The organism is Gammaproteobacteria bacterium (assembly GCA_030949385.1).
In the GTDB taxonomy this organism is placed as follows: Bacteria; Pseudomonadota; Gammaproteobacteria; order JAUZRS01; family JAUZRS01; genus JAUZRS01.
Genome location: JAUZSP010000003.1, coordinates 382,054 through 408,675 on the forward strand (window position 1 = coordinate 382,054; position 26,622 = coordinate 408,675).

Consider the following 26,622-nt stretch of genomic DNA (forward strand, 5'->3'; position numbering starts at 1 on the left):
TTTTACTGCCATGCAATAACAGAGTAAATTCAGCCCCTTTCGGTAGATTCGATTCGTTTCATATCATTAATTTAACTTACCTTACCGAGCGGTAGGTTTGCCTTGTGGGTGGAAAAAATGTCCAAAATAGATCGTCGTGATTTTCTCAAGTTAATCGGGTTGGGGGCTGCTGCGAGCAGTTTGCCATTGGCCTTTTCTAACCGTGCTATGGCCAGCACTCAGATGCCGCAAGGTTTTTACGATGTGCCGATGAAAGGCACGGTGCGTCTGCTGCACATCACTGATGTGCATGGCCAATTGAAGCCGGTCTATTTTCGTGAACCCAATGTGAACTTGGGTGTGGGCGACGCTTACGGTCGTCCACCGCATTTGGTGGGGAAAAAACTGCTCACCGCGATGGGATACAAACCACAAACCCCTGAATCTTACGCTTACAGTTACCTTGATTTTGAACATTCAGCGCGCAAATACGGGCGTACCGGCGGTTACGCTCACGTTAAAACCTTGTTAAACAGCCTGCGTAAAGAGGCCGGTGGTAAACAGAACACTTTGACTCTGGACGGCGGTGATCTCTGGCAAGGTTCCGGTACCTCTCTCTGGACACGGGGAGTGGATATGGTGGAAGCCTCCAATCTGTTGGGTTTGGATGTGATGGTGGGGCATTGGGAATTCACCTACCGTGAAGACGAAGTGCTGAGCAATGTGGCGCTGTTTAAAGGTGATTTTATCGGCCAAAATGTGCGGGTTAAAGAAGAGGCGCTGATGAGCGATGCGTACGCGACGATGGTGGAGCGTTACGACGGCAGCGGTCTGTACGATGAAGATGCCGGTTACGCCTTCCAGCCGTACGTTATTAAAGAGATCAATGGCGCGCGTATTTGCATTATTGGGCAGGCTTTTCCACGTACCGCTAACGCCAATCCACAGGAGTTTTTTCCCGATTGGTCTTTTGGTCTGCGTGAAGATGACATGATCGAAATGGTCAAAGAGATACGTGCCAAAGAGAAACCCGATGCCATTGTTTTACTGTCGCACAACGGTATGGATGTGGACATTAAAATGGCCGAGCGAGTACCTGGGCTGAATGTGGTTTTGGGTGGTCACACTCATGATGGAATACCAAAACCGATTAAAGTGAAAAACGTTGAGGGTAATGAGTGCTGGGTGACCAACGCCGGTTCCAATAGCAAATACGTTGGGGTATTGGATTTTGATATTCAGGATGGCAAACTCAATGGCATGTCCTATCAGATGTTGCCGATCATTACCGATTGGTTGCCCGCTGATAAAGAGATGAAAGCCTTTATTGATCAGATGCGGCAGACAAAATACGATAAAAACATCGTTGAGTCGCGGCGCAAAGATCTGTTTTATAATGAGTCGCGTTTGGGTAAAACCTATGAAGAGATTCTGGGTGAAAAATTGGCCATAGCGGATCGGACGCTGTATCGACGTGGTAATTTTATCGGTACGTGGGATCAGGTCTTGTGCAACGCGCTGCGTCACGAACATAACGCCGATGTGTCGCTCTCGGCTGGGGTGCGCTGGGGAACCACAACGCTGAAAGGCGATTGGATCACGATGGAAGATGTGATGGCGCAATGCTCAATGACCTACGCAGAGACCTACGTCACCGAAATGAGCGGCAAGGCGCTGCACGATATTTTGGAAGGGGTGGCAGATAACCTCTTCGACCCTGATCCTTATTTGCAATCCGGTGGTGACATGGTACGGGTCGGCGGTTTGGATTACGCCATTGATCCGGCAAAATCGTTGGGCAGTCGCATTACTAAGTTGATTTTAGACGATGGCACTCCCCTTGATCCGAAAAAAATCTATAAGGTGTCGGGTTGGGCAACGGTCAATCGCACCCCCGAAGGGCGTTTGATGTGGGATGTGGTACACGACTATCTTTTGGCCAAGCGGGATAAAAAAGAGTTTGTTTTGCGTCTACCGAAAATCAACAACCCTGAATTGATTGGGGTGTTGGATAATCCAGGTATTGCCGACTATGAAGGCAAGGCCAGTTAGTTAGCTGCTCTTGGTGGTGCTTCCGCCTCAGCTTGTTTTTATATGTGGATTCCCGCCTGCGCGGGAACGACAGCAATGAAATTTTCCCGCCGTTATTTTTTATTTTCTCTCTTCTCTGTTTGCTGGTTACTCCTTGCTGTGGTTTCTTCGGTACAGGCCGATGTGGTTAAACCGGCTCTGGTGGAGATCAGTTTAAATACCGAAGGCACGTATTCTGTTGAGTTACGTGCCAGTATTGAGGCGCTGTTAACGGGCATTAATGGTCGTTATAAAAACACCAGACAGTCACCCAACGCGAAAGCCTACGATGAGCTGCGTAAACTTTCGGCAGCGGAGTTGCGTTTGGCTTTCACGCCTTTTGAGGCCGAGTTAACCCATGCGCTGAAACTGCGTTTTGATGGGGTTGTCGCCAACCTACAGATCACTCAGGTGAGTATTCCACCCACGGGGTACACCAAAGTGCCGCGTATCAGTGTGATCGAAATGTCCGGAAAAATTTCTCGGCAGCATAAACAACTTACTTGGTACTATCCTGAACTCTTTGGTGATAATGCCGTGCGGGTACGGCAGGTCAACGAAGTTGATGAAAAGTGGCATTGGTCTACTTGGCAGTGGTTGCGTAACGATGCGGTCAGTGAGCCATTTTCGTTAACCGAACTGTTTGCCGTGCCGCCGTGGTACGAAACGGCGAGCATGTATTTAGTGGCGGGTTTTGAGCATATTTTGCCCAAAGGTCTGGATCATATCCTGTTTGTATTGGGTCTATTTCTGTTTAGTTTGACGCTGCGCCCGCTGCTGTGGCAGGTAACGATGTTCACTGTTGCGCATACCCTTACGTTGGGTTTGGCCATGAACGGTTGGATCAGCTTGCCTGCACAGGTGGTGGAGCCGTTAATTGCGGTGTCTATTGCTTACATTGGTTTTGAGAATGTGTTTCGAGCTACCCTGCAGCGCAGTCGTTTGCTGCTGGTGTTTGTCTTTGGTTTATTGCATGGATTGGGGTTTGCCTCTGTTTTACAAGAATTTGGCTTGCCTAAAGAGGCGTTTGCTCTGGCCTTGATTAGTTTTAATATTGGAGTGGAGCTGGGGCAGTTGGCGATTGTGAGCTTGGCTTTTTTGGCTGTAGCCCTTTGGTGGCGTGATAAAATATGGTATCGGGCGCGTATTGTGATTCCAGCTTCTCTATTGATTGCGGTGACCGGTTTGGTTTGGGCCTGGCAACGGTTGTAGGAAGGCTGATGTTAGAGAAAAAATACTTTATACAGGATGATTTTAAATGAATAAAACCAAGGCGGTTAATACTGTTTTACATTTCACTGAACAAGTGGGTCTGTTTATTATTTTTATTGCTACCTTGTTTGCTGTTTATGAAGAGGTTTTGTTGTTGGTGGTGCAGCAACGAGTGGATCTAAAAGACCTGCTGTTGCTGTTTATTTATCTTGAAATAATTGCCATGATTAAGATCTATTATACAGAGCATCGTTTGCCGATCCGTTTTCCAATTTACATCGCCATTGTGGCTTTGTCTCGCTACATTATTCTTGATTCAAAATCATTTTCTCAGTGGCAGTTATTGGAAATTGCGATCACCATTGTGGTGTTGACAATTGCCGTTTTGGTGGTTCGCTACGGGCATGTTAAGTATCCCTATGCAAAGGTGGATAAAGATGAATAAATTGCAATATACACTCTTTTTTTTATGTGGGTGGTTGTTGCTTCAAACCGCGATGGCGGAAAATTATCCGCCCTCACAGATTGATATGGTGCTGAAAAAAGTCTCACCCCACGTTTATTATGTGCAAGGCAAAGCGGGTATTGCGACGGATAACGAGGGCTTTATCTCCAATGCGGTGGCGGTAGTGACTTCCGAAGGAATTGTGGTGATTGACAGTTTGGGTTCACCCTCTTTGGCGAAATTGTTTGTGAAAAACATTCGTCAGATCAGCGCGCAGCCGATTGTGAAAGTGATTCTGACCCACTATCACGCCGATCATATTTACGGTTTGCAGGTGTTTAAAGAGCTGGGTGCTGAGATTGTTGCGCCTGCCGGTTACGCGGATTATCTGGATGAACCCATTGCTGAAGAGCGTTTGGCAGAGCGGCGTGTTTCATTAAAACCGTGGGTTAATGATAAGACTCGCTTAATTCGTCCCGATCAGGTGATTGATAAAAATGAGTCGTTCCAGTTGGGTGGGGTGAAGTTTGAGCTGAATTACCTCGGTGAAGCGCACTCTGATGGTGATTTAAGTGTGCTTGTGAAGTCTGATGGGGTGTTGGTGTCTGGGGATATTATTTTTGAAGGTCGTATCCCGTTTACCGGTGGCGCGGATACCGAGCACTGGCTGGCGTTATTGGAAAAATTAGATAAAAGCAATTTGAATGCGTTGATTCCAGGACATGGGGCGGCGGCTAAGGATCCTAGGGCTGTGGTGCAGTTGACCTTGCGTTATCTGCATCAGGTGCGAGCGGTGATGAGTGTGGCGGTGGAGGAGATGACCTCTTTTGATGAGGCCTACCAAGCGGCGGATTGGTCTGAGTTTGAACATCTGCCTGCTTTTGAGGCGACCCATAGGCGCAATGCGTATGGGGTTTATTTGTCGATGGAGCGCGCGCTGTTGGCGGAATAGAGTTGTACCATCGTGTTTTTTTCTCACCGCAGTGGTGTGGCTTTGAGCGACTAGGGGGATGGATAATTGACCCGTGCTTAACTCTGTTTTATGGTCGTAAGGCAGTTTAAGTGCGAAACACGGATCAGTTAAGGAGAGGAAGATGAACAGGAACGTTCGAAGCAGAAGGGATTTTTTAGCCTCTGTGCTGGCCGCTGGTGCGGCGGCGCTGTTGCCAACAATGGCTCAGGCTAGGGTGGTGAAGCGGGTCAGTGGTTCGGTGATTATCAATGGAGGCATGGCGGATAAATACTCCTCTTTGATGGCCGGAGATAAGGTGATTACCGGTGAGGGTGGCAGGCTCTCTTTTGTTTTGAATGAGAGCGCGTTTCTGCTTTATCCCAACAGTACACTGACCTTCATCGCCGATGATCTGAGCATCGCTGGGTACCGTTTGGAGCAGGGGCGTTTGCTGGTGGTGTGTCGGGAAGCGGGGCAAACGTTCTCTGTACAGGGTGTGTACATTGGCATTGAGCAGAAAAATTCGGCTCTGCAGCTGAGTCACACAAACGGTGAGGTCTTGGTAACCCTGCAACGAGGCAAAGTGAGCTTGAAGGCCGGTGCTCAGCAGGAGACGTTACAGGCCAGTCAGCCGCAGGTGCGCCAGTTTAAAGCGGGGAAGTTGAGTGTGGCCAATAGTGCAGAGATCGTTGCTGATGACTTGGCTTATCTCTCGGCGTTACTGGGGTTTTAACGGTTTTTAAGGCATTGATTCCCGTTTAAACATGGCTTAACATTGCTCATCTGCATCATGCAGATTTGGTCGTCGGGGTGTAGCTCAGCCTGGTAGAGCACTGCCTTCGGGAGGCAGGGGTCAGAGGTTCGAATCCTCTCATCCCGACCAACTTTTATTTCTCGTTTTTTCTCTTAAATATTTCCTTTGCATCGTATACTGTCGCGGGTTATTTCTCTGCTGTGAGGTATAAAAAGTGATTATTGTGATTGTCTTGGCGGTGGCTTTACTGCTGTTTTCGGGGTTCACTTTCTTGCGTTTAGTACGGCGTTTGAATGTGGTGGAGCAGCGATTGTTGCAGCAGCCTCGTCAGTTGTTTAATCAGTTTGAGTCTTATCTCTATTTGCGTGATCGGCTTAATTTAAAACAGGGTTTGCCTTACAGCCGAGATTGGTCGGCGGCAGCGGATTTTTTAAAAGTGATTGTTGATCACGTTTTGCAGCACAAACCCAAGGTGGTGCTGGAGTGCAGCAGCGGTTTGAGCACAGTGGTACTGGCCAAAGCGTTGGCGTTGAATGGCGAGGGTGAACTCTGGAGTCTGGAAAACGGCGCGGAGTACGCACAACGCACACGGGATCAGTTGCAGCGTTTGCAGCTGGAGGCCACGGTGTTGGATGCGCCGTTGCAGCAGGTAAAAATAAACGAGTCTGAATATCAGTGGTACGATCTGCAAAAATTACCCGATCTCTGCATTGATCTGCTGGTGATTGATGGTCCGGCTGGTTTTATCCAGAAGAATTCTCGGTATCCGGCCTTGCCGCTGTTGAGAGACAAATTAGCACCCAATGCGCTGATTGTTCTCGATGATGCGGCGCGTGAGGATGAATTGGAGTTGGTGCGGCAGTGGCAGAGGGAGTACCCCGATTTTGAATATGAGTATTTGAATTTGGAACGGGGGTGTGCGCTGATTCGGTTGCTAAAATAGAGCGATTATTTAGATGCGTTATAACAAATATCCCATTCTTCTAAAGCCTGTTGCAGATCACCTTCGGCACTAATCTTCTGCCAAAATTGAGTGAAATCCATTTTGGAATTTTCCAACTGCATATTGAAAACCTGAGTTTTATCTTTCAAAAACAGTTCGATGTTACTTTCGATGCTGTGAAGATAATCCAGTGCTACATCATGAGCAGGCTGCTCTTCACCACCGAGTAAAATCCCTTCTCGATAGGCTTTCATAATGCCGTACTGCTCACGTTTGGCAAAACTGTCGGCTGCGCTGTTTTTTTCACGTTTGAGGTGAACATAAAATGCCGTGTTGCCGTAGCTCTGATCCAATCGCCCCAAAAACCAGCAGAGTCTATTATCGGCTTCAATGTGGTTTTTAGGGTAGTTTAAGCGTTCACTGCCGATTTTTTGGCTGCGGGATTCGTGCGCGGAGCTAAAATTGCTGATGTGCTGACAGGCTTTGATAAAGGTGCTGGAGCCGCAGCGGCCACTGTTGAGGATAAAGACGTTCATGTTGATTCACTGGCCTTTTGAGAAAAGTGAGTTAAGGTCTGTTGCCATGCCTGTTGATCTATTTTGAGTTTCAGTAGGGTTTGTTGAATCTCTTTTAGGCGTGTTTGACGATGTTTGGCTGAGTTTATTAACTGATAACCTTGAGCTGAGAGTGAAAAATTGTGCTGCATGTTAGCGAGAAAACGCTGGAATTTAAAACAGGCTGTTTGTAATTTTTCTTCCTGATGCCACCACTGCTGATCGTTAATGTGTTGTGAAAGTTGGCTGAGGTTGTTTAGGGTTTGCTGCTGTTTTTGTTGGTATTTTTGCCGCAGTTCCACTTCAATTTCTGTGCTGACCTGTTCTATTTTAGCGTGGCTTAAATCCTCTTCTGGATAACCCAGTTGAGTGAGTTTGATCATGCTAAACAGCATCACGTCACCGTAAAACTGGCGTTCAAATTCGGTGCTGAGATCAATTAGCTTTTCTTGGTGTTGCACGCCAGGGCGAAATTCAGCACGTCCTTCACTCTGCACCGTGCGCTGATGCAACATGGGCAGATTGGCAGAGACAAATCCTACGCCTATTTTATTTTGAATTAACCTTCCCAGAGTTGGCCCTGCCATACGCAGCTTGAGGTTGGCAAAGGGCAGAAAAAATTCCAACGCCGCTGGCCTAAAAATATAATTGCCGCTGTAGACGGTACGCGCTGGGCTTAATTCTCCAGCGGGGCTGTAGTTAAAATGGCTTTTGCGTGTGGGGTGAGCACCATCAAAAAAGTGATTCAGTCGTTGGGCAAGGTGAGCAAAGCTGTCGCTGCGGGTGTGTTTTTCTTGCAAAGGGCATTGAACAGCAGCTTGCTCGGTTTGGGGTTGAAAATAAAATAGATCGGCCATGTCGTGGTAGTGCGCGTCTTCACTGCGTTGCTGGTTATGAAAAGGACAGGCTGCGGTGGCGGGTTCTGCTGCCATCTGCTTTAAAAATGGCACTAAATCGGTCAATAAGGTGTTGGCCATTACCGCTGGCGAGACCGGCGGATCTCCGACCACTTTGCCGGTCAATATATTAATTTTTTTCTCAGAAAAAATACGATCCAGATGATAAAAATAGTTGATGGCGTAGTGATTCTGCTCGCCATTGTTTGTCTGGATATTAATTTGAAACTCTTGGTCGCTGTCGATAAAATAGAATAAAACATTGTTTATCTGCGCGTAATCTCGTTGCAGCTTTAGATAGGCGATGTTGCGGGTGATGGAGGCTCCTTTGTGATAAAAATGTTCTGGATTTATTTTGCCGATAACTCGACTGATGTTTTTCTGTTGCTCTGAGGTGAGCGTGCTGAGCAGTTTCAGCTGCTCTGCTTGGTCAAAATAGTCGATTTTCAGACCGCGTTGATTAAAATCAGCAATGATCTTTTTTTGTTTTTGAATGTTTTTTTCTTGCTGGCTGTCATCGGTTAGCAATACGGAGAGTTTGTTATAAACGCCGTTTTGAACACCACCGTATTGATACGTTTGGCAGAGCGTGAGCAGGCTTTGCAGACAGCTTTGCAAATGGTGGGGTCGGTCAGCAATGGGGATGACAATAACAAAATGGTGCTGCTGCTCGCGCTGGCTCTGCGTGAGTGCGGCTTGATGGCGTTGGTACTGCTGGATCAACCGCTGTAGCTTTTGTTCATCAAAGCCCTTTTGCCAGAGGTCGGTTTCGAGTTGCTGGAGTGCGCTAGCGTCGAGAGGCGTAGTTGGGGAAGGCATCTTTATCAATATCAATGTCGATTAAGGTAATGGTGTTTTTTAGATCAAAATCGCTGAATAGGCAGTCGAGGTCGGTTTCGCTGCTGACTTTTTTGTATTCGATGCCAAAGGATTGCGCCAGCTGTTGGTAGTCGGGGTTGATAAAGTCGCAGTTGATAAAACGATCGTGATACTGTTGATGTTGGTTTTTGCGGATTAATCCCATTGTGGCGTTATTAAACATGACAATATTGAGCGGTTTTTTATAATTGACCGCCGTCATGATCTCCATGCAGCACATCTGAAAACCACCGTCTCCTAAAATAGCAAAGGTTGGGTGTGGCTGAAAAAATTGTGCGCCGATGGCCGCCGGTATGGCATGACCCAAAGAGGAGATGCCGGAATTGGGGTAGTAGTGGTTTTTACTGGAGACGTGAAAAAAGTTCTGTGCGTAGATGATGTTGTCATCAAAAATAACGCATTTTTCTGGAAAGTGCTGCGCCAATTTTTGATAAAAATAAGCGATGAGATCAAACCCCTGTTGAAAGATGGCCTCTTTGGGGTCGCTGGATTTTTTTAGAGCTTGAATGGTGCGGCTGAGTTGCTCTTTGTGTGCTTGCTGAATGTGATGTTCTGGGGGGATTTTTTCCAACAAGCCCGTTAACAGGGGTTTGATGTCGCTGCCGATGGCCAGATCGGCCTGAAAGACTTTTTCTAACTGCTCGCTGTTGCGATCCACTTGAATAATTATTTTATTTGCCAGCAGGTCGGCTTTCCATAAATAACTGGTGCGTTCATTAAAACTGGCACCGAGGAACAGAATCAGATCGGCGTGCTGAATTAAATATTGATGTGCGTAGCCGCTGGAGGTGACCCCCAAACTGCCCAGCGACAATGGCGAGTTTTCACAGACGATGCCTTTGCCTTTCAGGCTGGTGGTGACGGGAATATTAAGGTGTTCGCTCAGTTCCGCCACCTGCGCTTGTGCTCCGGCTTTGACGCAGCCGTAACCGGCGACAATCACCGGTTTTTTGGCTTGGCTTAAGAGGCGGTGCAGCCGATTTAAGTCAGGATGATGTTGAACGCTGTGTTGGGGTCTTTGGGTTTTTATCGTATCGAGTAGAGTTTCATCCAGCAGTTCCGTTTGAATATTAAAAGGCAAGCTGAGCAGCACGGGACCGGGTTTGTCCGAGAGCAAAATTTGGCTGGCTTGGTTGAGCACTTGTGGTAAATAATCGGTGCGTTCGATTACTTTGTGATAGCGGGTGATGGCTTGAAACAGCGCGCCTTGGTCGATGCTGCCACCCTCGCCGGAACTCTCTTGCAGGCCGCCTTTGCCAAAGATGTGGGTTGAGGTTTCACCGGTGAGGATCAAAATCGGTTGTTGATCGGCGTAAGCGTTGGCGATGCCGGTGATTAAATTGGTGGCACCGGGGGCCTGCGGTGGTGATGCAGGCGCTGATTTCACCTGAGGCGCGAGCGTAGCCGCAGGCCATAAATGCCGCTCCCTGCTCGTGTTTGGCCAATACCGCTGTGATGGGGGAGTCGTAGAGTTGGTCGTAGACCGGCAGAATGTGCGCGCCTGGCATACCGAAGATGCACTTGATGCCCAAGCGTTGCAGGTAGCGCACAATGAATTCACTGACTTGAATTTTCATAAACACATTTAATGAGGTTATCGAGGCATTAGCGGCTCGTTTTCAGGGTTGCCAATGGTACAACAGTTCATAACAGATGGCAGCCGTTAGGCTATGTTATTCTTACTGCTTTTGAGCATTGAGCCGTGCGAGAGGAGTTTGGTGATGGCAACAGGTCGGCTTTATACGATGTCTGCTCCTTCGGGAGCGGGTAAAACGAGTTTGGTCAAAGCACTTTTGCAGTCTGTGAGCGGTTTGCAGGTTTCGGTGTCGCACACCACGCGGACGCAGCGTTCGGGCGAGCAGCACGGTGAGGATTATTTTTTTACCGAGCGTGCCGATTTTGAGCAAATGGTGAGTGACGGACGGTTTCTGGAGCAGGCTGAGGTGTTCGGAAATTTTTACGGTACATCTAAGCAGGCGGTTTTGGATCTTCTGGAACAGGGCGTGGATGTGCTTCTGGAGATTGATTGGCAAGGTGCGGCGCAGGTGCGTCAACAGATGCCGGAGACGATCTCGATTTTTATTTTGCCGCCCTCTAAAGAAGCATTGCAAGAGCGTCTGACAGCGCGAGGCCAAGATAATGCAGAGGTCATCACGGGGCGTATGGCACAGGCTTTGAGTGAAATGAGCCATTACCATGAGGCGGATTATCTGGTAATCAATGATGATTTTGCTCAGGCCTTGGAAGAATTGCAGCATATTTTGGCCGCTGAACGGCTGCGTTGCACGGTTCAGGGTGAGCAACAGCAGAAGTTATTGGCTTCGCTGCTGGCGTAGTGCCGATCTATTGCATAGAATCGGGGTTGGGTTTTTTATAGTTTTTTTTCAGGAGAGTTGTTAATGGCACGAGTAACGGTACAAGATTGTTTGGATAACGTAGATAACCGCTTTCATTTGGTGATGGCGGCAGCCAAACGGGCGCGTCAAATTGCCATGGGCGCAGAACCGATGGTGGAAGAAGACAACGACAAACCCACGGTGTTGGCGCTACGCGAAATTGCCGAAGGCAAAACCAGCATTGAAGCACTCAATGGCAGTGGCGCTGAGGTGAGTGAGACCGCAGCTGTGGTCAGCGAAGACGAGGTTAAAAAAGAGGTGTAATTGTATGGCGTCTACGGATGCGGATGAAAAACGTGTGGCGGATCAGCCGCCCGCAATAGAAGGCAATAATCACACGGAACGTTTTTTGGTCAGCGATCTGTGCAGCCTACTGGAAAAACGTCTGCATTCGGATCAGGTGAGTGAGGTCTATCGCGCCTATCTGTTGGCGGCTCAAGCTCACGATGGCCAATTTCGTGTTTCTGGTGAACCCTATATTTATCATCCCCTCGCTGTGGCGCGTATTCTGGCAGAATTGAATATGGATCACGGCAGCATCATTGCGGCGATTTTGCACGATGTGCTGGAAGATACCCCCATCACCAAAGAAGAGTTGGCGGAAGATTTTGGTGCCGAAGTGGCGCACTTAGTCGATGGTGTCAGCAAATTAACCCATCTAAAATTTGAATCTCGCCTTGAAGCGCAAGCGGCCAATTTCCGTAAAATGGTTTTGGCGATGGTGGATGACATTCGGGTGGTGCTGATTAAATTGGCCGACCGACTGCACAACATGCGTACTTTGGGTGTGATGCCGACGGAGAAAAAACGTCGCATTGCCTTGGAAACTCTGGAAATCTACGCACCGATTGCCAATCGTCTGGGTATTTACAGCCTTAAAAATGAGTTGGAAGAGCTCGGTTTTGCCGCGATGAATCCGTTGCGTTACCGGGTGATTAAAAAAGCGGTGCGGCGGGTGCGAGGCAATCGCAGTGCGCTGATTCAGCAAGTAGAAGAGCAGGTGGGAGCACGGCTGGCCGATGAAGGCATTGAAGCGCGGGTCACGGGGCGGGAAAAACACACTTACAGCGTCTATCAAAAAATGCGCGCAAAGCAGCTCTCTTTTAAAGAGATCTACGACATGTTTGCCATGCGGGTGGTGGTGGACAATGTGGATGCCTGTTACCGCACTCTGGGGGTGTTGCACGGCTGGCGTAAGCCGGTGCCAGGACGGTTTAAAGATTACATTGCGATTGCTAAAGCCAATGGTTATCAGTCTTTGCATACGGTGTTGTTTGGCCCTAATGGCACACCACTGGAGGTGCAGATTCGCACCGAAGAGATGGATCATTTTGCCGATTCGGGCATCGCTGCTCACTGGATGTACAAAGCCAAAAACAACGGTGACATTCGCATCAATACCCGCGAGTGGCTCAGTGGTTTGTTGGACATGCAGCGTAACGCCGACAGTTCGTTGGAGTTTTTGGAAAACGTCAAAGTCGATCTGTTCCCCGATGAGGTCTATATTTTTTCACCCAAGGGCGATATTTATCAGCTGCCGCGTAACGCCACGGTGGTGGATTTTGCCTATGCGATTCACTCCGATGTCGGTCATCGCTGTGTGGCGGCAAAAATAGAGCACCGTCTGGCACCGCTGCGCTCAAAGTTGCAAAACGGTCAGACGGTGGAGATCATCACCGCCGCTGGCTCGCGCCCCAGTCCCCTGTGGTTGAATTTTACCGTCACCGCCAAAGCGCGCACCTCGATTTTGCATTATTTGAAAAACATGAAAACCGAAGAGGCGATTAGCTTTGGTCGTCGTCTGTTGGAGCGCGCTTTGGCGGCTGAATTTTACTCTTTGGAGGAGTTTGCCACTGAGCGTCTGTTGGCCTGCGCCAAAGAGTACGGTTACCAACAGTTGGATGGGCTGTATGCGGAAATTGGTTTGGGTAATCGCCCCGCCAGTTTGGTGGCGTTGCAGCTGCTGGGTAACGAAAAAGAGGGCGGTGAGGTGTTGCCTAACGCCAGTTGTGATCTAAAACCGCTGATGATTGAAGGCGGTGAGGGTGTGGTGGTGACGTTTGCACGCTGCTGTTCGCCGATCCCGGGCGATGTGATTCGTGGCTTTTTGAGCAAAGGCCGTGGTGTGGTGGTGCATCGTGACAACTGCCGCAACATCACCGAGTACCGTCATCAAGGTGATAAATGGGTGCCAGTGGAGTGGGCTACCGAGTGCCGTGGTGAATTTTTGGTTAATGTGGTGGTGGAGGTTGAGAGTCGCCAAGGCGTATTGGCCAAAATAACGTTTGCTGTTTCAGAGCTGGACGCCAATATTGAAAACCTGAGTTTGGAAGATCGAGATGGTAATACCACCCTGATCAATTTTGTTTTAGGGGTTCATGGTCGTCAGCATTTGGCGCGAGTGATTCGTCGTCTGCGTAAACATCCTGTGGTGTTGCGGGTGCGCCGCAGTTAAGTATTTTTTAGAGCCTTTTTGAGAATTCATTACTATGGCAAAACGAAGCATTATCAAAACCGACCGTGCGCCACAGGCCATCGGTACCTATTCACAAGCGGTCAAAGTGGATAACACGGTCTATATTTCTGGGCAGATTCCGCTGATTCCAGAGACGATGGAACTGGTGGAAGGGGAAATTCGGCTGCACATTCGGCGCGTGTTCGACAATGTGCAAGCGATTGCCGAAGCCGCCGATGCCAGTTTGGCTGAGATCGTGAAGCTGAATATTTTCCTCACCGATCTGAGTCATTTTCCAGTGGTGAACGAAGTGATGGCGGAGTATTTTGAGCAGCCGTACCCCGCTCGTGCGGCCATCGGTGTGGCGGCGTTGCCCAAAGGTTCGCAAGTGGAGATGGATGCGGTGATTGTCTGCGATTAAAGCCCCAGCAGCGCCGCTTCTGTCTGAATTAAAGGGCGTGGGGCCTGCTTTATGCGCCAAATTGGCACGTCTGAATCTGTTTAATATTCCCGATTTATTGTTTCATCTTCCTTTGCGTTATCAAGATCGCAGCCAGATTAAAACCGTGGCTCAGTTGCGAGTGGGGGAGGAGGCCTTGATTGAGGTGCAGGTTGTGCAGGCCGAGGTGGTGCGGCGACGGCGGGCGATGTTGCTCTGTCGGGTCAAAGATCCGACTGGTGAGTTGCTGCTGCGCTTTTTTCATTTTTCCTCAGGGCAGCTCAAGCAGTTCTATTCAGGCCAGCGTTTGCGCTGTTTTGGCGAGGTGAAGTTGAGCGGTGGGCAGCTGGAGATGGTGCATCCTGAGTACCGTCTACAGAGCTCAAACGGCACTGGATTAGAGTCGGCGTTGACTCCGCTTTATCCCGCCACTGAGGGAGTGAGCCAAACTCAACTGCGCCGTTTGATGCAGCAGGCGCTGCTTTGGCTTGAACAGCAGGGAGCAATGGAACTGCCCGATTACCTGCCTGCGGCTCTGTTGAGCTCTTTGGCTCTGCCTTCATTGCAAGCGGCGCTCTTGTTTTTGCATCGGCCGCCGGTAGAGACGGATTTGGTTCTGTTGATGTCGCCGGAGCTGCCTGCTCGGCAGCGTTTGGTGATCGAAGAGCTGTTGGCGCATCACCTGAGTTTGACCGCGCTGCGGATGTCGGCGCAGCAGCAAAAAGCACCGATCTTAAAGGCCGAAGGGCATCTTTTTGAGTCGTTTATTTCCTCCTTGGCCTTTACCTTAACCCGCGCGCAGCAGCGGGTGATTGCCGAATTACGCACTGATCTGGCTTTGAGCCGCCCGATGTTGCGTTTGCTGCAAGGCGATGTGGGGTCGGGTAAGACGGTGGTTGCGGTGGCGGTGGCTCTGTTGGCCATCGAACTGGGTTATCAAGTGGCCTTGATGGCTCCCACGGAGCTGTTGGCGGAGCAGCACGCAAAAAATTGCCGTGCGTGGTTGCAGCCCTTGGGTTTGAAAGTGGCCTTTGTTAGTGGCCGTTTGGGGCTGAAAGCGCGGCGTGAAGCCGAAGAGCAGATTGTCTCTGGCGAGGTGTCGTTGGTGGTGGGAACTCATGCCCTGTTTCAAGCGGCGGTGCAGTTTTCTCGACTGGCTTTGACCATTGTCGATGAGCAGCACCGTTTTGGGGTGCATCAACGACTGGCATTAAGACAGAAGGGCGTTCATAATGGTCGCTATCCGCATCAGTTGATTATGACCGCTACACCCATTCCCAGAACTTTGGCAATGACCGCTTACGCGGATTTGGATTGCTCTATCATTGATGAGTTGCCGTCTGGGCGAACGCCGGTGACAACCGTGGCGATCAGCGAGGCGCGCCGTGATGAGGTGATGGCTCGGGTGGCACAGGCTTGCTTGCAAGGGCGGCAAGTGTATTGGGTCTGCACCTTGATCGAAGAGTCGGAGCTGTTGCAGTGCCAAGCGGCGGAGGCGATTGCTGAATATTTGCGTGAGGCGTTGCTGGGTTGTCGTATCGGTTTGATTCATGGCCGGATGAAGGCCAAAGAGAAATCAGAATTGATGGCGCAGTTTAAGGCCGCCGAGTTGGATCTGCTGGTGGCGACCACGGTGATCGAGGTGGGGGTGGATGTGCCTAATGCCTCTTTGATGATCATTGAAAACGCCGAGCGTTTGGGGCTGTCGCAGCTGCATCAACTGCGCGGTCGAGTTGGGCGAGGGGCGGTGGCCAGCAGTTGTTTGCTGCTTTACAAAGCACCTTTGAGTCAAGCAGCGCGGGCGCGGTTGGCGGTGATGCGGGCGACGAACGACGGTTTTGAAATTGCTGAAGAAGATCTGCGTCTGCGTGGGCCAGGTGAGGTGTTAGGTACACGTCAGACGGGGCTGGTAGAGTTTATGATTGCTGACCTGCAGCGGGATGCCGCGTTATTGCCAGAAATCAAACGATTGGCGGAGCTGATGCGGGCTGATTTTCCAGATGCGGTACAGCCGTTGATTCAACGTTGGATGCGAGGTACAGAACGTTATGGTTCGGTTTAATTGGGGTATGGAAGAGATGTTGTACTGATGACAACGACGTTGCTCAATGCAGAGCATGAAAAGACCATTCATAGCATTAAGGTCGGCATGCTCTACAAACAGGGGCTGGCTGGTTACTTGGTTGCCCTGATTGATGCGCTATTACTGGTTTTTGTCATTTGGGGTCAAGTGGATACCCTCTGGGTATCACTGTGGCTTGTTTATATTTTGTTGGTTAGCGGTATGCGCATTGTTTTTTGGTTGATGCACTTCTATCGCCCTAATTCTTGCTCTGTTGATAGGTGGTTGAAGCGCGCCACATGGGGGGCCTTTTTGATGGGGTTGGCGTGGAGCATCGCCGGTATTTTACTGTTTGTTTTGGATTCGCCCTTGCACATGGTGTTTGTGGCTTTTGTGTTGGTGGGCATGGCGGTGGGGGGTATGCCTCTGATGTCACCGGTACCGAAAGTCTTTTACGTTTTTTCACTGCCGATTATTGTGCCTTTAGGAGCAATGTTCTTTTTTCAGGGCAATCAGGTCGGCATCAGTTTGGGGGTGATGACCTGGTTATTGGTCTTGATCATCGTCAGTGGCACCGAACATCTGCACAAAGCCTTGGACAGCTCGTTACGGCTGCAATTTCAGAACGATGAGTTGGTGGAAGGGCTGCGTCGGTCACGGGATGAAGCGTTGGCGGCCAATCGAGCCAAAACGCAGTTTTTGGCCAATATGAGCCATGAGGTGCGCACCCCGATGAACGGGGTGTTGGGTACCTTGCAGTTACTGGATGCCTCGCCACTGGAAAATCAGCAACGCGCTTACGTCACCTTGGCACAAAATTCGGCGGAATCTCTGCTCAAGTTGCTGGACGATATTTTGGATCTGTCCCGCCTTGAGGTGGACAAGGTGGAGCTGGAACAGCTCTCTTTTGATCTGAAGGAGGTCTGTGAGGGTGTCGCTGGGGTGATGGTGCCATTGGCAATGAAGAAAGGACTGGTCTTAAATTACGAGCTGGATGAAAAACTGCCGAGACGTGTTTTGGGTGATTCCTCTCGGTTGAGTCAGGTGTTGAGTAATTTGCTCAGCAATGCGATTAAATTTACCAGTGAAGGGGCAGTTTCGCTTTCAGTTTCGTTGCAGGCCACTCACGGGCGCGAGCTGATTTTGCTGTTTGAGGTCACGGATCAAGGCATTGGCATTGAAGCCAGCGCGCAAGATGTGCTGTTTCAGCGCTTTACTCAGGTGGACAGCTCTACTACGAGGGTTTATGGCGGTACAGGGTTGGGTTTGGCGATCTGTAAAGAGCTGGTGAATCTGATGCGCGGTGAAATTGGCGTTTCCAGTCAGGTGGGTGTGGGCAGCCGTTTTTGGTTCAGTGTGCCGCTGTCGATTGATCCACAGGTGGAGTTATTGCCATCTCCAGTGAGCACGGATGAGAACAGCAGTTTACAAGGCGAGGTGTTGCTGGTGGAGGATGTGGTGATTAATCAGATGACCACCCGTAAAATTTTGCAGTCCAAGGGATTGACTGTGACGGTGGTCAACAATGGCCGCGAAGCACTGGAGGCGTTTACGGACAAGATTTATGATCTGGTATTGATGGATTGTTTGATGCCGGAGATGGATGGTTATGAAGCAACAGAGAAGATGAGGTTGCAAGAGCAGAACGGTGAACGTGAGGCGGTGCCCATTGTGGCGCTGACGGCTAACGTGATGCCCCAAGACATTGAACGTTGTTTTTCGTCGGGCATGAACGACTATTTGGCCAAACCTTTCAAACGCAATCAACTGACGGAGAAGGTGCGTTTTTGGTTAGAGCCATCGACCCTCAGTTAAGCTGTTCTGGACGCACGAACTGTACTTCTTGTTGGTGCTGGTAAGGGCGGTCAAAGACCAGTTCGATGGCCACCTGTTTGTCATTCTCTGTGGCGATCACCTGTTGCAACTGCGGCAGCCGTTCGGCCAGATAAGCGCAGCAGGCGGAGGCAATCTGATCGTTTTCGTACAGCAGCGATTGAATCATATGGTTGGCGATAAAACGTCCCCGTTGCAGGGTATTGGGATCACGGAAAAATTCACCTTCCAACTCAATGCCCTTTGACATCTTGCCATCCAAACTGAGTAAGTACTCTTGCTGGCGAGGGGGAATGGTCACGCTGTTACGGTCGTAATCGAGAATGGCATCGCCATTCACAACCACGGTTAAAGTTAATTTCATGTTCAGTCCAGTGTTCGATTGCGACTAAAAACCCATTCGGATTCAGAAGAGAGGGTAGCGTTAAAGGCATATCCCTCATGGCTAAAGGTCTTGATCTGTTCCGCGTTTGCAATGCGGTTCTGAATAATAAAACGGCTCATCAGACCCCGTGCGCGTTTGGCGTAGATGCCGATGATTTTATAGTCGCCGTTTTTATACTCCTTAAAAATAGGTGTGATGATTTTGGCCTTTAAGTTCGATTTTTTTATCACTTTGAAATATTCATTGGAAGCAAGGTTGATTAAAAGCGGTTCTTTTTCATTTTCTGTTTGAAAAACCGAGTTTAACTCATCGGTGACAATCTGATCCCAAAATTGGTAGAGGTTTTTGCCTCGGCTGGTGCTGAGACGGCTGCCCATCTCCAAACGATAAGCCTGCATCAAATCCAGTGGTTTTAACAGACCGTAAAGTCCCGATAGAATACGCAGATGCTGCTGGGCGTAATCGAGATCATCAGCAGAAAAACTCTCCACGTTCAGACCGGTGTAAACATCGCCTTTAAACGCCAGAAGGGCTTGTTTGGCGTTGTTGAGATCAAAGGGGGGCTGCCATGCGAGGTTGCGCTCAAAATTGAGTTCAGCGATCTTGCTGCTGACCTTCATCAGCTCGCTGATGTCCAGCGCAGAGAGCTGGCGCAGGCGATTGTTGAGCTGCTGGGAATGCTCAAGCAGCGTCGGTTGGCTCTGTTTTTGGATCGGATTGGGTTTGAGATCCAGTGTTTTGGCTGGGGAGATAACGATCAGCATGGGGTTTTCGCTTCGGTGTTGTTTTTCTGGAAACGATAGAGGGCGATCTGGCCAAAGAAATTGGGCAGCAAGCGCGTGCGTAGGGTGGAGCGGTGTTGATTGTCGAGTACCGCACGGGTGAGCACTTGAGCGTTGTGCTGCTGACAGAGCCGTTCAAAATCGTGCAGGGTGCAAAGATGAATGTTGGGGGTGTTGTACCACTCGTGGGGCAGAGCGCGGGTCTTGGGCATTTGGCCGCGTAAACCGAGCTGAAAGCGGCTTTTCCAATGCCCCATATTGGGAAAAGAGATCACCGCTTGCTGGCCGATGCGCAACATCTCATCCATGAGGCGATCCGGTACGTGCATGGTCTGTAAGGATTGGGTCATAACCACATAATCGAAATGGTGGTCGGCAAAGCTGCTTAAGCCTTCTTGATCAAGATCAATTTGAATTACATTGACGTTTTTGCGAATGCACTCGGCGATGTTGTTCGGATCAATTTCCAAGCCGTAGCCTGTGACCTGTTTGTGCTGTTGCAAGTAGGCAAGCAGGGTGCCGTCACCGCAGCCCAGATCGAGAATGTGCGAGCCAGGTTCAATCCATTGGCTGATGATCTGTAGATCGGGACGACCTTGCAGGTCGGTGCTGTTCTGATTCATGCGGGAAACTCGTCGGCGATGCGTTGTAGGTAGGCGCTGAGAATAGTGAGGTAATCAGGAATCGGCATTAAAAAGGCATCGTGGCCGTGATTGGCGGTGATGGTGGCGTAGCTGACCGACTTGCCTGCTTCCACCAGTGCTTGCACAATTTCTTGTGAACGACTGGGAGCGAAACGCCAATCGGAGGTAAAGGACAACACCAAAAATTGAGCTGTGGCGGGTTTAAGGGCGGCCGCAAAGCTGTCGCCGTGTTCAGCGGCGGGGTCGAAATAATCCAGTGCTTTGGTCATCAGCAAATAGGTGTTGGCATCAAAACGATCCACAAAAGAACGCCCCTGATAACGCAAATAACTTTCGACCTGAAACTCCACATCAAAACCGTAGTTGATCTTGCCCGAGCGCAGCTCACGACCAAATTTGGCGCGCATGGCATCGTCGGAGAGGTAGGTGATGTGACCCAACATCCGCGCCAGCATCACCCCACGGCGGGGTTTGGCATCGTGTTCGTAATAACGCCCTGCGTAAAAATCGGGGTCGGAGATGATTGCTTGGCGCGCCACTTCGTTAAAAGCGATGTTCTGCGCGCTGAGCTTGGGCGCAGCGGCGATGACCACTGCATTTTTGATCTGTTCGGGGTAATCCATCGACCACTGCAACACCTGCATCCCACCCAAGCTGCCGCCAATTACCGCCGCCCAGACATCAATGCCCAAATAACGCATAAAACGCTGCTGGCTGTTGACCCAATCGCGTACCGTGACGATGGGAAAATCAGGGCCGTAGTGTTTGCCAGTTTCTGGATTGAGGCTGGAAGGTCCGGTAGAGCCTTTGCAGCCGCCGAGGTTGTTGACTGCGACGACAAAAAAGTGCTCGGTGTTGATCGCCTTGCCAGGGCCGATGGCGCTCTCCCACCAGCCCGGTTTTTTATCCCCAAGGCGGTGATACCCCGCCGCATGGTGATCGCCTGAGAGGGCGTGACAGATCAAAATAGCGTTGGATTTGCGCTCGTTGAGCTGACCGTAACTCTCGTAGATGAGATCGTACTGCGGCAACTCTTTGCCGCCGTCCAGAGGCAACGGCTCAGCAAAATGCGCTGTTTGGGGTTGAACCAAACCAACGGAGTCGGCAGGCAGGGGGTTGGGCATAATTACGTATCCAGAAACCAAAGCAGGGAGTGTGTTATCCGACGCAGTTTACCAAATGCGCCAGCGTGTCGCATCCTTAAGCCAAGCTGAGCAGCGGTGGAATCAGCAACATTTTTAGCAGTTGCAGCCCCAGCAGCAGCGCGATGAGTGAGAGGTCGATGCCACTGATAGGAGGAATTAGGCGCTGTACCGGTCTGAGCAGCGGTGCGTTGATCTGATAGAGCAGTTGAGTAACGGGATTGTAGTTGTCAGGATTGATCCAGCTGAGCAGTGCTTGCACGATGAGGGAAAAGAAAAAAATGCTGAAAAACAGGCCGAGCAGATCGACGGCGGCCAAGATCATCAAGCTGAGTAGGGAGGTTTCTTGCGTGATCAGATGATACCCCGCGACATTGATGGCCAAAGCCATGCTGCTGAGCAGTGCCAATTTGGCCAGCAGCAGCAACCAACAGAGCAGCAGTGCAGCGATGTCTTGGCCGCCAAAGCCGGGCACGATGCGGCGCAGGGGCATCAGTAAGGGGTTGCTTACTTTGACCACAAACTGCGCCACAGGGCTGTAATAATCCGCCTGTACCATCTGCATTAAAAACCGCACTGCAATGACCGTGACGTAGATGTCCACCACGGTGTTGATCAAAAAGCTGAGGGCGTTGCCGCCGTAGTTGGCATCCATTATTGCTCTCCTAACAGGTTGCCTAGCTCAATGGAGCGGGCGTGGGCGGCTTTGAGGGCACCATCAAATAGGCTTTCTAGGCCGCCTTGTTGCAGATGTTGCAGGGCGGCAGCGGTGGTGCCGCCTTTGGAGGTGACGTTTTGGCGCAACGTGGTGAGATCGTCGCTGGACTCCAGTGCCAATTTGGCTGCACCAAAGGCGGTTTGTAGGGTTAATAAACGCGCTTGATCTTGGCTCAGGCCTAAATTTTCTGCGCTCTTCTGCATGATTTCCATCACCCGAAAAAAGTAAGCCGGACCGCTTCCGGAGAGAGCGGTGACCGCATCCAATTGGGACTCCTCTTCAACCCAGAGGGTCAGCCCGACGGCGCGCAAAATGGATTCAGCGCTGTTTTTTTGCTCAAGATTTACTTTGTCGTTGGCAAACAGCCCCGTGGCTCCGCTCTGCACCAGTGAGGCGGTGTTGGGCATACTGCGCACAATGGGCAGGGCAAAACCAAGCCACTGAGTGATGCTCTGCTCGCGTACCCCAGCGGCGATGGAGACCAGTAACGGCTGCTGCTTTTTTAGGGTGGGGCTGAGTTGTTCGATCACATCGTGCAGCAGCTGGGGTTTGACCGCTAACAGAACCACCTCGGCGTTTTGAATGGCACTGAGATTATCTGTGCTGGTGTGGATGCCGAAGCGCTGTTGTAAGTGATTGAGACTGTTTTCATCGGGGTCGGCTACGGTGATGTTGTTGGCAATAAAACCGTCGCTGATCAGACCGCCAATCAGACAGCGAGCCATATTGCCGCCGCCGATAAAGGTGATGTTTTGGGTTGACATGGAAGAGCTGTTCTCCGTAGAAAAATAAAAAATGTGAGGTCAGTTAGTTTTGTCGTTGACCAAATAGAGCGGTGCCGATGCGCACCAGAGTGGAACCTTCGGCAATGGCGGCTTTGAGATCGTTGCTCATTCCCATTGAGAGGGTGTCCAGAGGATGGCCTTGTTGAATCAACTGTTGCTGGATTTGCGCCAGTTTACGGAATTCAGCGCGTTGGCGGGCAAACTCTTTTTGTGGCGCTGGAATGGCCATCAGACCACGCAGGCGCAGATTGGCGAGCTTGCTCACCGCTTTGGCCAGTTCAGGCAACTCCTCTGGTGAGAGTCCTGATTTACTCGCCTCTTGGCTGATGTTGACCTGCAGGCAGATGTTCAACGGGGGTAGATCCGTTGGCCGCTGTTGACTGAGCCGTTGGGCGATTTTGAGTCGATCCACGCTGTGTACCCACGCAAAATGTTGGGCGATTTGCTGGGTTTTATTGGATTGAATAGGACCAATAAAGTGCCAATGGCAGTCTAGGTCATTTAATTGAGCTATTTTTATAAGCGCTTCTTGCAGATAGCTTTCACCAAAGTGGTGTTGGCCTAAAGCGTACAGCTGGCGAATGGCTGAGGCGGAATGGCGTTTACTGACCGCCAGCAAGTGGACGTTGCGGCGTTGGTAAGTTTGGCTTGCCGTTTGGATTTGATTTTGAATGGTGTGCAGATTATTTTGCAGGGTGTTCATAAAAAATACTTCGATTGACAGCGGTAAGGGAAGTCTGTTTTGAGTATTGTGCCGATTGAGCTTTGGAAATCAAGGCTTGCATCACGTTGTATAACTGCTCCATTATGCAGCAGTTTCGTTAAGGTTTTTTATCTTTTGGAGTGTCTATGGAGATTCGGCAGTTATTGGAGTTTGGAGTTAAACACAACGCCTCGGATCTGCATCTGTCGGCAGGTGAACCGCCGATGATTCGGGTGGACGGTGATGTGCGTAAAATCAATGCGCCTAAGATGGATCATAAATATGTACATGCGATGATTTATGACATCATGAACGACAAGCAGCGCAAAACCTATGAGGAGTTTATGGAAACGGATTTCTCTTTTGAAATCCCTGGTTTGGCGCGTTTTCGAGTCAATGCCTTTAATCATAATCGCGGTGCGGGTGCGGTTTTTCGTACCATTCCCTCTAAAATATTAAGCTTGGAACAGCTCGCTACTCCAGATATTTTTAAAAAAATAGCCGATTACCCTCGTGGTTTGGTCTTGGTCACCGGCCCGACAGGCTCGGGAAAATCCACCACCTTGGCGGCGATGGTCAATCACATCAACGACACCCAGATGGCGCACATTCTGACCGTTGAAGATCCAATTGAATTTGTACACGTCAGTAAAAAATGTCTGATTAATCAGCGTGAAGTGCATCGTGATACCTTGGGGTTTAATGAGGCGTTGCGTTCGGCGCTGCGCGAAGATCCCGATGTGATTTTGGTCGGTGAGATGCGCGATCTGGAGACGATTCGTTTGGCGCTCTCTGCCGCTGAAACAGGGCATTTGGTTCTGGGTACCTTGCACACCAGTTCGGCGGCGAAAACCATTGACCGAATTGTGGATGTTTTCCCAGCGGCAGAAAAGTCGATGGTACGTTCCATGTTATCGGAGTCTTTACGAGCGGTAATTTCACAGAGCCTGTTGAAAAAAATTGGCGGTGGTCGGCTGGCGGCTCATGAAATTATGATCGGCACTCCGGCGATTCGAAATTTGATCCGTGAGGATAAAGTAGCGCAAATGTACTCGGCGATTCAGACCGGTCAGGGCATCGGTATGCAAACTCTGGATCAAAATTTGAAACGTCTGTTGCAAAAAGGCGAAGTGAGCCGAGAAGAGGCGGTAAGAAAAGCGGCCAATCCAGATACACTTTAAAAATAACAGTGATACAAAAAAATAAAAAATAGAGGCAGGTTAGGAGGAGAACGATGGTGTGGGAGTTAATTTATGGATCGTGATTCCGCGATTAAATACATGCACGATATGTTACGCCTGCTGAAGAAAAAAGGCGGTTCTGATCTGTACGTCACTGCTGGCACGATGCCGATGATGAAGCTTAACGGCAAGCTAGAGCCGCTGGCTCATCAACGTCTGAAACCGGCGCACACGCAGTTGTTGACCCGTTCGATTATGAACGACCGGCAGGCGAAAGAATTTGATGCCAGCAACGAATGTAATTTTGCCATCAGCCTGCCTGGCATTTCTCGTTTTCGCATCAGTGCCTATGTGCAGCGTGGCAGTGTGGCAATGGTACTGAGGGTGATCGCCACCACCATTCCCAGTTTTGATAGCCTCTCTTTGCCGCCGATTTTGACTGGCTTGGTGATGGCGAAACGGGGCTTGATTATTGTGGTGGGAGGTACGGGCTCGGGTAAATCCACCAGCTTGGCGGCGATGATTGATTACCGTAACGAAAACAGTTTTGGTCACATCATTACCATTGAAGATCCGGTGGAGTTTGTCCATCAACACAAGGGCTGTGTGGTCAGTCAGCGAGAGGTGGGAACCGATACGGAGTCCTTTGAAATTGCGCTGAAAAACTCCTTGCGTCAAGCGCCAGATGTGATTTTGATTGGTGAAATTCGAGATCGTGAAACGATGGAACATGCGATTGCTTTTTCTGAAACGGGGCATCTTTGTTTGGCAACCTTACACGCCAACAGCAGCAGTCAGGCGATGGATCGCATCATTAACTTTTTTCCAGAAGAGCGTCGTCAGCAGTTGTTATTGGATCTCTCGTTGAATTTGCGCGCAGTGATCTCGCAGCGTTTGATTCGTGCCATTAGTGGGGATGGGATGCGGGCGGCGGTTGAGATTTTGATCAATACGCCGTTGATGAGTGACCTTATTTTGAAAGGTGACATTTCAGCCATGAAATTGTTGATGAGTAAATCAACCGAAGTGGGGATGCAGAGCTTTGATCACGCTATTTTTAATTTGATTGTCGAACAAGCGATTGCGCCGGAAGACGGTTTTCGTAATGCGGAATCGGTGAATGATCTGCGTTTGCGTTTGAAATTAGAAAGTAATTACAGCGATAGTTTGATGGCCGACAATGTGCAGCTCTCTATTGAAGAGCATGATGAGTGATTTGAGATGCCTTTTTCTCAAGGGATTTGAACCGAGGTCAGCTTTATGAGTGCATTAGAATCTTATTTGCAGTTGATGGTGGATAAAAATGCCACCGACTTGCTCTTTTCAACCGGCGCACCACCGAGTTTGAAAATTGAGGGTGAGATGGTGGCGGTGCATAAAAACCGTCTTGAACCAGGGGTGGTGGCCAAATTGGCGCACGGTTTGATGAGTGTTGAGCAGCGGCGGGACTTTGAGCGTGAACTGGAATGTAATTTGGGTTTGAGTCAGCCTGATATTGGTCGTTTTCGCATCAATGTTTTTAAGCAGAAAGGCGAAGTCTCGATGGTGATTCGTTTTATTAAAGCGCGGATCCCCACTGTCAAAGAGTTGCATCTGTCCTCGGTGTTGGAAGAGTTGATTTTGGTGAAAAAGGGTTTGCTGCTGGTGGTCGGCTCCTCGGGAGCAGGAAAATCCACTACCTTGGCTTCGATGTTGGATCATCGCAACATTCATCATGCCGGTCATATTTTGACCATTGAAGATCCGATTGAATATTGTTTTGAACATAAAAAGTCGATTGTGGATCAGCGTGAGGTAGGCTTGGACACCCACTCCTATCGCAGTGCGTTGCGTGAGGTGGTGCGCGAATCACCGGATGTGGTGGTGATTGGCGAGGTGCGAGATCGAGATACGATGGAGGCGGCCATAACTTATGCGGATACAGGACATCTTTGTGTGACGACTTTACACGCGGTGAATGCGTATCAGGCGATGGATCGCATCATCAATCTGTTTCCCCATGAGATGCGCGACCAAATTTTGATGGATCTCTCCCTGAATTTGAATGCAATCATCTCTCAGCGGCTGCTGCCGAGTAAAAGTGGCAAACGGGTTCCAGCGATGGAGGTGATGATTGTCACCCCCTACATTTCTGAGTTGATCCGTAAGGGGGATTTCCACAAGGTCAAAGAGGCGATGGCCAAGGGTGGTGGGCACGAGAGCATGTTGACCTTTGATCAATCTCTCTATGCGTTGTTTAAATCTGGCAAAGTGGAGCTGCATACGGCACTGGATTACGCTGATTCACGCAGTGATCTGGAGTGGAAAATCAATTTTGGTGGTGGTATTGGTGAACTGCATCGGGATACTGAGGCTGAGGAATTGACTATGCCTGGAACAAGCCCCTCTTCTTTGCGTCGCTCTTAGAAGAGAG

General features: G+C 49.9%; 26 protein-coding genes and 1 tRNA gene. 16 read left to right on the forward strand and 11 right to left on the reverse strand.

Annotation, left to right across the window (positions count from 1 at the left end):
- Nucleotides 1-117: 117 nt before the first annotated feature.
- The 7 genes from Q9O24_05525 to Q9O24_05555 all read left to right on the forward strand — a co-directional run bounded on the left by Q9O24_05525 (nucleotide 118) and on the right by Q9O24_05555 (nucleotide 6,355).
- Complete coding sequence (locus tag Q9O24_05525) at nucleotides 118-2,031, forward strand: 5'-nucleotidase C-terminal domain-containing protein (GenBank protein MDQ7074609.1); 1,914 nt, start codon at nucleotides 118-120, stop codon at nucleotides 2,029-2,031.
- A gap of 75 nt (nucleotides 2,032-2,106) precedes the next feature.
- A complete protein-coding gene (locus tag Q9O24_05530; protein ID MDQ7074610.1) occupies nucleotides 2,107-3,261 on the forward strand; it encodes a HupE/UreJ family protein in 1,155 nt (384 codons plus the stop codon).
- A gap of 46 nt (nucleotides 3,262-3,307) precedes the next feature.
- A complete protein-coding gene (locus Q9O24_05535) occupies nucleotides 3,308-3,706 on the forward strand; it encodes a phosphate-starvation-inducible PsiE family protein (GenBank protein MDQ7074611.1) in 399 nt (132 codons plus the stop codon).
- The gene (locus Q9O24_05540; GenBank protein MDQ7074612.1) at nucleotides 3,699-4,658 is read left to right on the forward strand and encodes an MBL fold metallo-hydrolase; all 960 of its coding nucleotides are present in this window, start codon (nucleotides 3,699-3,701) and stop codon (nucleotides 4,656-4,658) included. Before Q9O24_05535 ends, Q9O24_05540 begins: the two co-directional genes overlap by 8 nt.
- Nucleotides 4,659-4,800: 142 nt before the next feature.
- Nucleotides 4,801-5,391, forward strand: a complete 591-nt coding sequence (locus tag Q9O24_05545; protein MDQ7074613.1) for a hypothetical protein — start codon at nucleotides 4,801-4,803, stop codon at nucleotides 5,389-5,391.
- 73 nt (nucleotides 5,392-5,464) lie between these two features.
- A tRNA-Pro gene (locus tag Q9O24_05550) sits at nucleotides 5,465-5,541 on the forward strand.
- Nucleotides 5,542-5,626: 85 nt separating this feature from the next.
- Entirely contained in the window at nucleotides 5,627-6,355 is a 729-nt protein-coding gene (locus Q9O24_05555) for a class I SAM-dependent methyltransferase (protein MDQ7074614.1), read from the forward strand.
- Nucleotides 6,356-6,360: 5 nt separating this feature from the next.
- Here Q9O24_05555 and Q9O24_05560 read toward each other — a convergent pair whose 3' ends face one another.
- From Q9O24_05560 to Q9O24_05575, 4 genes are read right to left on the reverse strand one after another with little or no spacing between them, the layout of a single operon-like run.
- Nucleotides 6,361-6,891 (reverse strand): hypothetical protein, encoded by a 531-nt coding sequence (locus Q9O24_05560; GenBank protein MDQ7074615.1) that lies wholly within the window; start codon nucleotides 6,889-6,891, stop codon nucleotides 6,361-6,363.
- On the reverse strand, nucleotides 6,888-8,624 hold the full coding sequence (locus tag Q9O24_05565) for a hypothetical protein (GenBank protein MDQ7074616.1): 1,737 nt from the start codon (nucleotides 8,622-8,624) through the stop codon (nucleotides 6,888-6,890). The genes Q9O24_05560 and Q9O24_05565 overlap by 4 nt, the downstream gene beginning before the upstream one ends.
- A complete protein-coding gene (locus tag Q9O24_05570; protein ID MDQ7074617.1) occupies nucleotides 8,593-10,071 on the reverse strand; it encodes a thiamine pyrophosphate-binding protein in 1,479 nt (492 codons plus the stop codon). Before Q9O24_05570 ends, Q9O24_05565 begins: the two co-directional genes overlap by 32 nt.
- Nucleotides 9,962-10,261: a thiamine pyrophosphate-binding protein gene (locus Q9O24_05575; protein MDQ7074618.1), complete on the reverse strand. Its 300-nt coding sequence runs from the start codon at nucleotides 10,259-10,261 to the stop codon at nucleotides 9,962-9,964. Before Q9O24_05575 ends, Q9O24_05570 begins: the two co-directional genes overlap by 110 nt.
- Nucleotides 10,262-10,405: 144 nt before the next feature.
- Between Q9O24_05575 and gmk the strand changes: the two genes are divergently transcribed.
- The 6 genes from gmk to Q9O24_05605 all read left to right on the forward strand — a co-directional run bounded on the left by gmk (nucleotide 10,406) and on the right by Q9O24_05605 (nucleotide 17,851).
- Nucleotides 10,406-11,020, forward strand: coding sequence for a guanylate kinase (gmk, locus tag Q9O24_05580; GenBank protein ID MDQ7074619.1), 615 nt, complete (start codon nucleotides 10,406-10,408; stop codon nucleotides 11,018-11,020).
- A 63-nt stretch (nucleotides 11,021-11,083) separates the two neighbouring features.
- Entirely contained in the window at nucleotides 11,084-11,344 is a 261-nt protein-coding gene (gene rpoZ / locus Q9O24_05585) for a DNA-directed RNA polymerase subunit omega (GenBank protein ID MDQ7074620.1), read from the forward strand.
- Nucleotides 11,345-11,348: 4 nt separating this feature from the next.
- A complete protein-coding gene (locus tag Q9O24_05590; GenBank protein MDQ7074621.1) occupies nucleotides 11,349-13,535 on the forward strand; it encodes a bifunctional (p)ppGpp synthetase/guanosine-3',5'-bis(diphosphate) 3'-pyrophosphohydrolase in 2,187 nt (728 codons plus the stop codon).
- Nucleotides 13,536-13,569: 34 nt separating this feature from the next.
- A complete protein-coding gene (locus Q9O24_05595) occupies nucleotides 13,570-13,956 on the forward strand; it encodes a RidA family protein (GenBank protein ID MDQ7074622.1) in 387 nt (128 codons plus the stop codon).
- A complete protein-coding gene (gene recG, locus Q9O24_05600) occupies nucleotides 13,952-16,036 on the forward strand; it encodes an ATP-dependent DNA helicase RecG (GenBank protein ID MDQ7074623.1) in 2,085 nt (694 codons plus the stop codon). Before Q9O24_05595 ends, recG begins: the two co-directional genes overlap by 5 nt.
- Nucleotides 16,037-16,063: 27 nt before the next feature.
- Complete coding sequence (locus Q9O24_05605; GenBank protein MDQ7074624.1) at nucleotides 16,064-17,851, forward strand: ATP-binding protein; 1,788 nt, start codon at nucleotides 16,064-16,066, stop codon at nucleotides 17,849-17,851.
- Here the strand turns inward: Q9O24_05605 and Q9O24_05610 are convergent.
- The 7 genes from Q9O24_05610 to Q9O24_05640 form a co-directional block, all read right to left on the reverse strand.
- Nucleotides 17,844-18,233: a hypothetical protein gene (locus Q9O24_05610; GenBank protein ID MDQ7074625.1), complete on the reverse strand. Its 390-nt coding sequence runs from the start codon at nucleotides 18,231-18,233 to the stop codon at nucleotides 17,844-17,846. The genes Q9O24_05605 and Q9O24_05610 overlap by 8 nt on opposite strands.
- A 2-nt stretch (nucleotides 18,234-18,235) precedes the next feature.
- Nucleotides 18,236-19,018 (reverse strand): peroxide stress protein YaaA, encoded by a 783-nt coding sequence (gene yaaA / locus Q9O24_05615; protein MDQ7074626.1) that lies wholly within the window; start codon nucleotides 19,016-19,018, stop codon nucleotides 18,236-18,238.
- Nucleotides 19,012-19,659 (reverse strand): methionine biosynthesis protein MetW, encoded by a 648-nt coding sequence (gene metW, locus Q9O24_05620; protein ID MDQ7074627.1) that lies wholly within the window; start codon nucleotides 19,657-19,659, stop codon nucleotides 19,012-19,014. Before metW ends, yaaA begins: the two co-directional genes overlap by 7 nt.
- Entirely contained in the window at nucleotides 19,656-20,804 is a 1,149-nt protein-coding gene (locus tag Q9O24_05625) for a homoserine O-acetyltransferase (GenBank protein MDQ7074628.1), read from the reverse strand. The genes metW and Q9O24_05625 overlap by 4 nt, the downstream gene beginning before the upstream one ends.
- 76 nt (nucleotides 20,805-20,880) lie before the next feature.
- Nucleotides 20,881-21,477, reverse strand: coding sequence for a YggT family protein (locus tag Q9O24_05630; GenBank protein MDQ7074629.1), 597 nt, complete (start codon nucleotides 21,475-21,477; stop codon nucleotides 20,881-20,883).
- Complete coding sequence (proC, locus tag Q9O24_05635) at nucleotides 21,477-22,304, reverse strand: pyrroline-5-carboxylate reductase (protein MDQ7074630.1); 828 nt, start codon at nucleotides 22,302-22,304, stop codon at nucleotides 21,477-21,479. The genes Q9O24_05630 and proC overlap by 1 nt, the downstream gene beginning before the upstream one ends.
- Before the next feature lie 43 nt (nucleotides 22,305-22,347).
- Nucleotides 22,348-23,028 carry a YggS family pyridoxal phosphate-dependent enzyme gene (locus Q9O24_05640; protein MDQ7074631.1) on the reverse strand — a complete coding sequence of 227 codons (681 nt, stop codon included), beginning with the start codon at nucleotides 23,026-23,028 and terminating at the stop codon, nucleotides 22,348-22,350.
- A gap of 146 nt (nucleotides 23,029-23,174) precedes the next feature.
- On the opposite strand from Q9O24_05640, the gene Q9O24_05645 reads away from it, so the two are divergent.
- From Q9O24_05645 to Q9O24_05655, 3 genes are all read left to right on the forward strand, one after another.
- Nucleotides 23,175-24,209, forward strand: coding sequence for a type IV pilus twitching motility protein PilT (locus Q9O24_05645; protein MDQ7074632.1), 1,035 nt, complete (start codon nucleotides 23,175-23,177; stop codon nucleotides 24,207-24,209).
- A 72-nt stretch (nucleotides 24,210-24,281) separates the two neighbouring features.
- Nucleotides 24,282-25,424, forward strand: coding sequence for a PilT/PilU family type 4a pilus ATPase (locus tag Q9O24_05650; protein ID MDQ7074633.1), 1,143 nt, complete (start codon nucleotides 24,282-24,284; stop codon nucleotides 25,422-25,424).
- A 45-nt stretch (nucleotides 25,425-25,469) separates the two neighbouring features.
- Nucleotides 25,470-26,615: a PilT/PilU family type 4a pilus ATPase gene (locus tag Q9O24_05655; protein MDQ7074634.1), complete on the forward strand. Its 1,146-nt coding sequence runs from the start codon at nucleotides 25,470-25,472 to the stop codon at nucleotides 26,613-26,615.
- The last annotated feature ends 7 nt before the right edge of the window (nucleotides 26,616-26,622 follow it).

Bases quoted from the DNA above. Each gene is read 5' to 3' on its own strand.
- Q9O24_05525 (MDQ7074609.1), top strand. From the start codon at position 118: ATGTCCAAAATAGATCGTCGTGATTTTCTCAAGTTAATCGGGTTGGGG.
- Q9O24_05530 (MDQ7074610.1), top strand. From the start codon at position 2,107: ATGAAATTTTCCCGCCGTTATTTTTTATTTTCTCTCTTCTCTGTTTGC.
- Q9O24_05535 (MDQ7074611.1), top strand. From the start codon at position 3,308: ATGAATAAAACCAAGGCGGTTAATACTGTTTTACATTTCACTGAACAA.
- Q9O24_05540 (MDQ7074612.1), top strand. From the start codon at position 3,699: ATGAATAAATTGCAATATACACTCTTTTTTTTATGTGGGTGGTTGTTG.
- Q9O24_05545 (MDQ7074613.1), top strand. From the start codon at position 4,801: ATGAACAGGAACGTTCGAAGCAGAAGGGATTTTTTAGCCTCTGTGCTG.
- Q9O24_05560 (MDQ7074615.1), bottom strand. From the start codon at position 6,891: ATGAACGTCTTTATCCTCAACAGTGGCCGCTGCGGCTCCAGCACCTTT.
- Q9O24_05565 (MDQ7074616.1), bottom strand. From the start codon at position 8,624: ATGCCTTCCCCAACTACGCCTCTCGACGCTAGCGCACTCCAGCAACTC.
- Q9O24_05575 (MDQ7074618.1), bottom strand. From the start codon at position 10,261: ATGAAAATTCAAGTCAGTGAATTCATTGTGCGCTACCTGCAACGCTTG.
- gmk (MDQ7074619.1), top strand. From the start codon at position 10,406: ATGGCAACAGGTCGGCTTTATACGATGTCTGCTCCTTCGGGAGCGGGT.
- rpoZ (MDQ7074620.1), top strand. From the start codon at position 11,084: ATGGCACGAGTAACGGTACAAGATTGTTTGGATAACGTAGATAACCGC.
- Q9O24_05590 (MDQ7074621.1), top strand. From the start codon at position 11,349: ATGGCGTCTACGGATGCGGATGAAAAACGTGTGGCGGATCAGCCGCCC.
- Q9O24_05595 (MDQ7074622.1), top strand. From the start codon at position 13,570: ATGGCAAAACGAAGCATTATCAAAACCGACCGTGCGCCACAGGCCATC.
- Q9O24_05605 (MDQ7074624.1), top strand. From the start codon at position 16,064: ATGACAACGACGTTGCTCAATGCAGAGCATGAAAAGACCATTCATAGC.
- Q9O24_05610 (MDQ7074625.1), bottom strand. From the start codon at position 18,233: ATGAAATTAACTTTAACCGTGGTTGTGAATGGCGATGCCATTCTCGAT.
- yaaA (MDQ7074626.1), bottom strand. From the start codon at position 19,018: ATGCTGATCGTTATCTCCCCAGCCAAAACACTGGATCTCAAACCCAAT.
- metW (MDQ7074627.1), bottom strand. From the start codon at position 19,659: ATGAATCAGAACAGCACCGACCTGCAAGGTCGTCCCGATCTACAGATC.
- Q9O24_05625 (MDQ7074628.1), bottom strand. From the start codon at position 20,804: ATGCCCAACCCCCTGCCTGCCGACTCCGTTGGTTTGGTTCAACCCCAA.
- Q9O24_05630 (MDQ7074629.1), bottom strand. From the start codon at position 21,477: ATGGATGCCAACTACGGCGGCAACGCCCTCAGCTTTTTGATCAACACC.
- proC (MDQ7074630.1), bottom strand. From the start codon at position 22,304: ATGTCAACCCAAAACATCACCTTTATCGGCGGCGGCAATATGGCTCGC.
- Q9O24_05640 (MDQ7074631.1), bottom strand. From the start codon at position 23,028: ATGAACACCCTGCAAAATAATCTGCACACCATTCAAAATCAAATCCAA.
- Q9O24_05645 (MDQ7074632.1), top strand. From the start codon at position 23,175: ATGGAGATTCGGCAGTTATTGGAGTTTGGAGTTAAACACAACGCCTCG.
- Q9O24_05650 (MDQ7074633.1), top strand. From the start codon at position 24,282: ATGGATCGTGATTCCGCGATTAAATACATGCACGATATGTTACGCCTG.
- Q9O24_05655 (MDQ7074634.1), top strand. From the start codon at position 25,470: ATGAGTGCATTAGAATCTTATTTGCAGTTGATGGTGGATAAAAATGCC.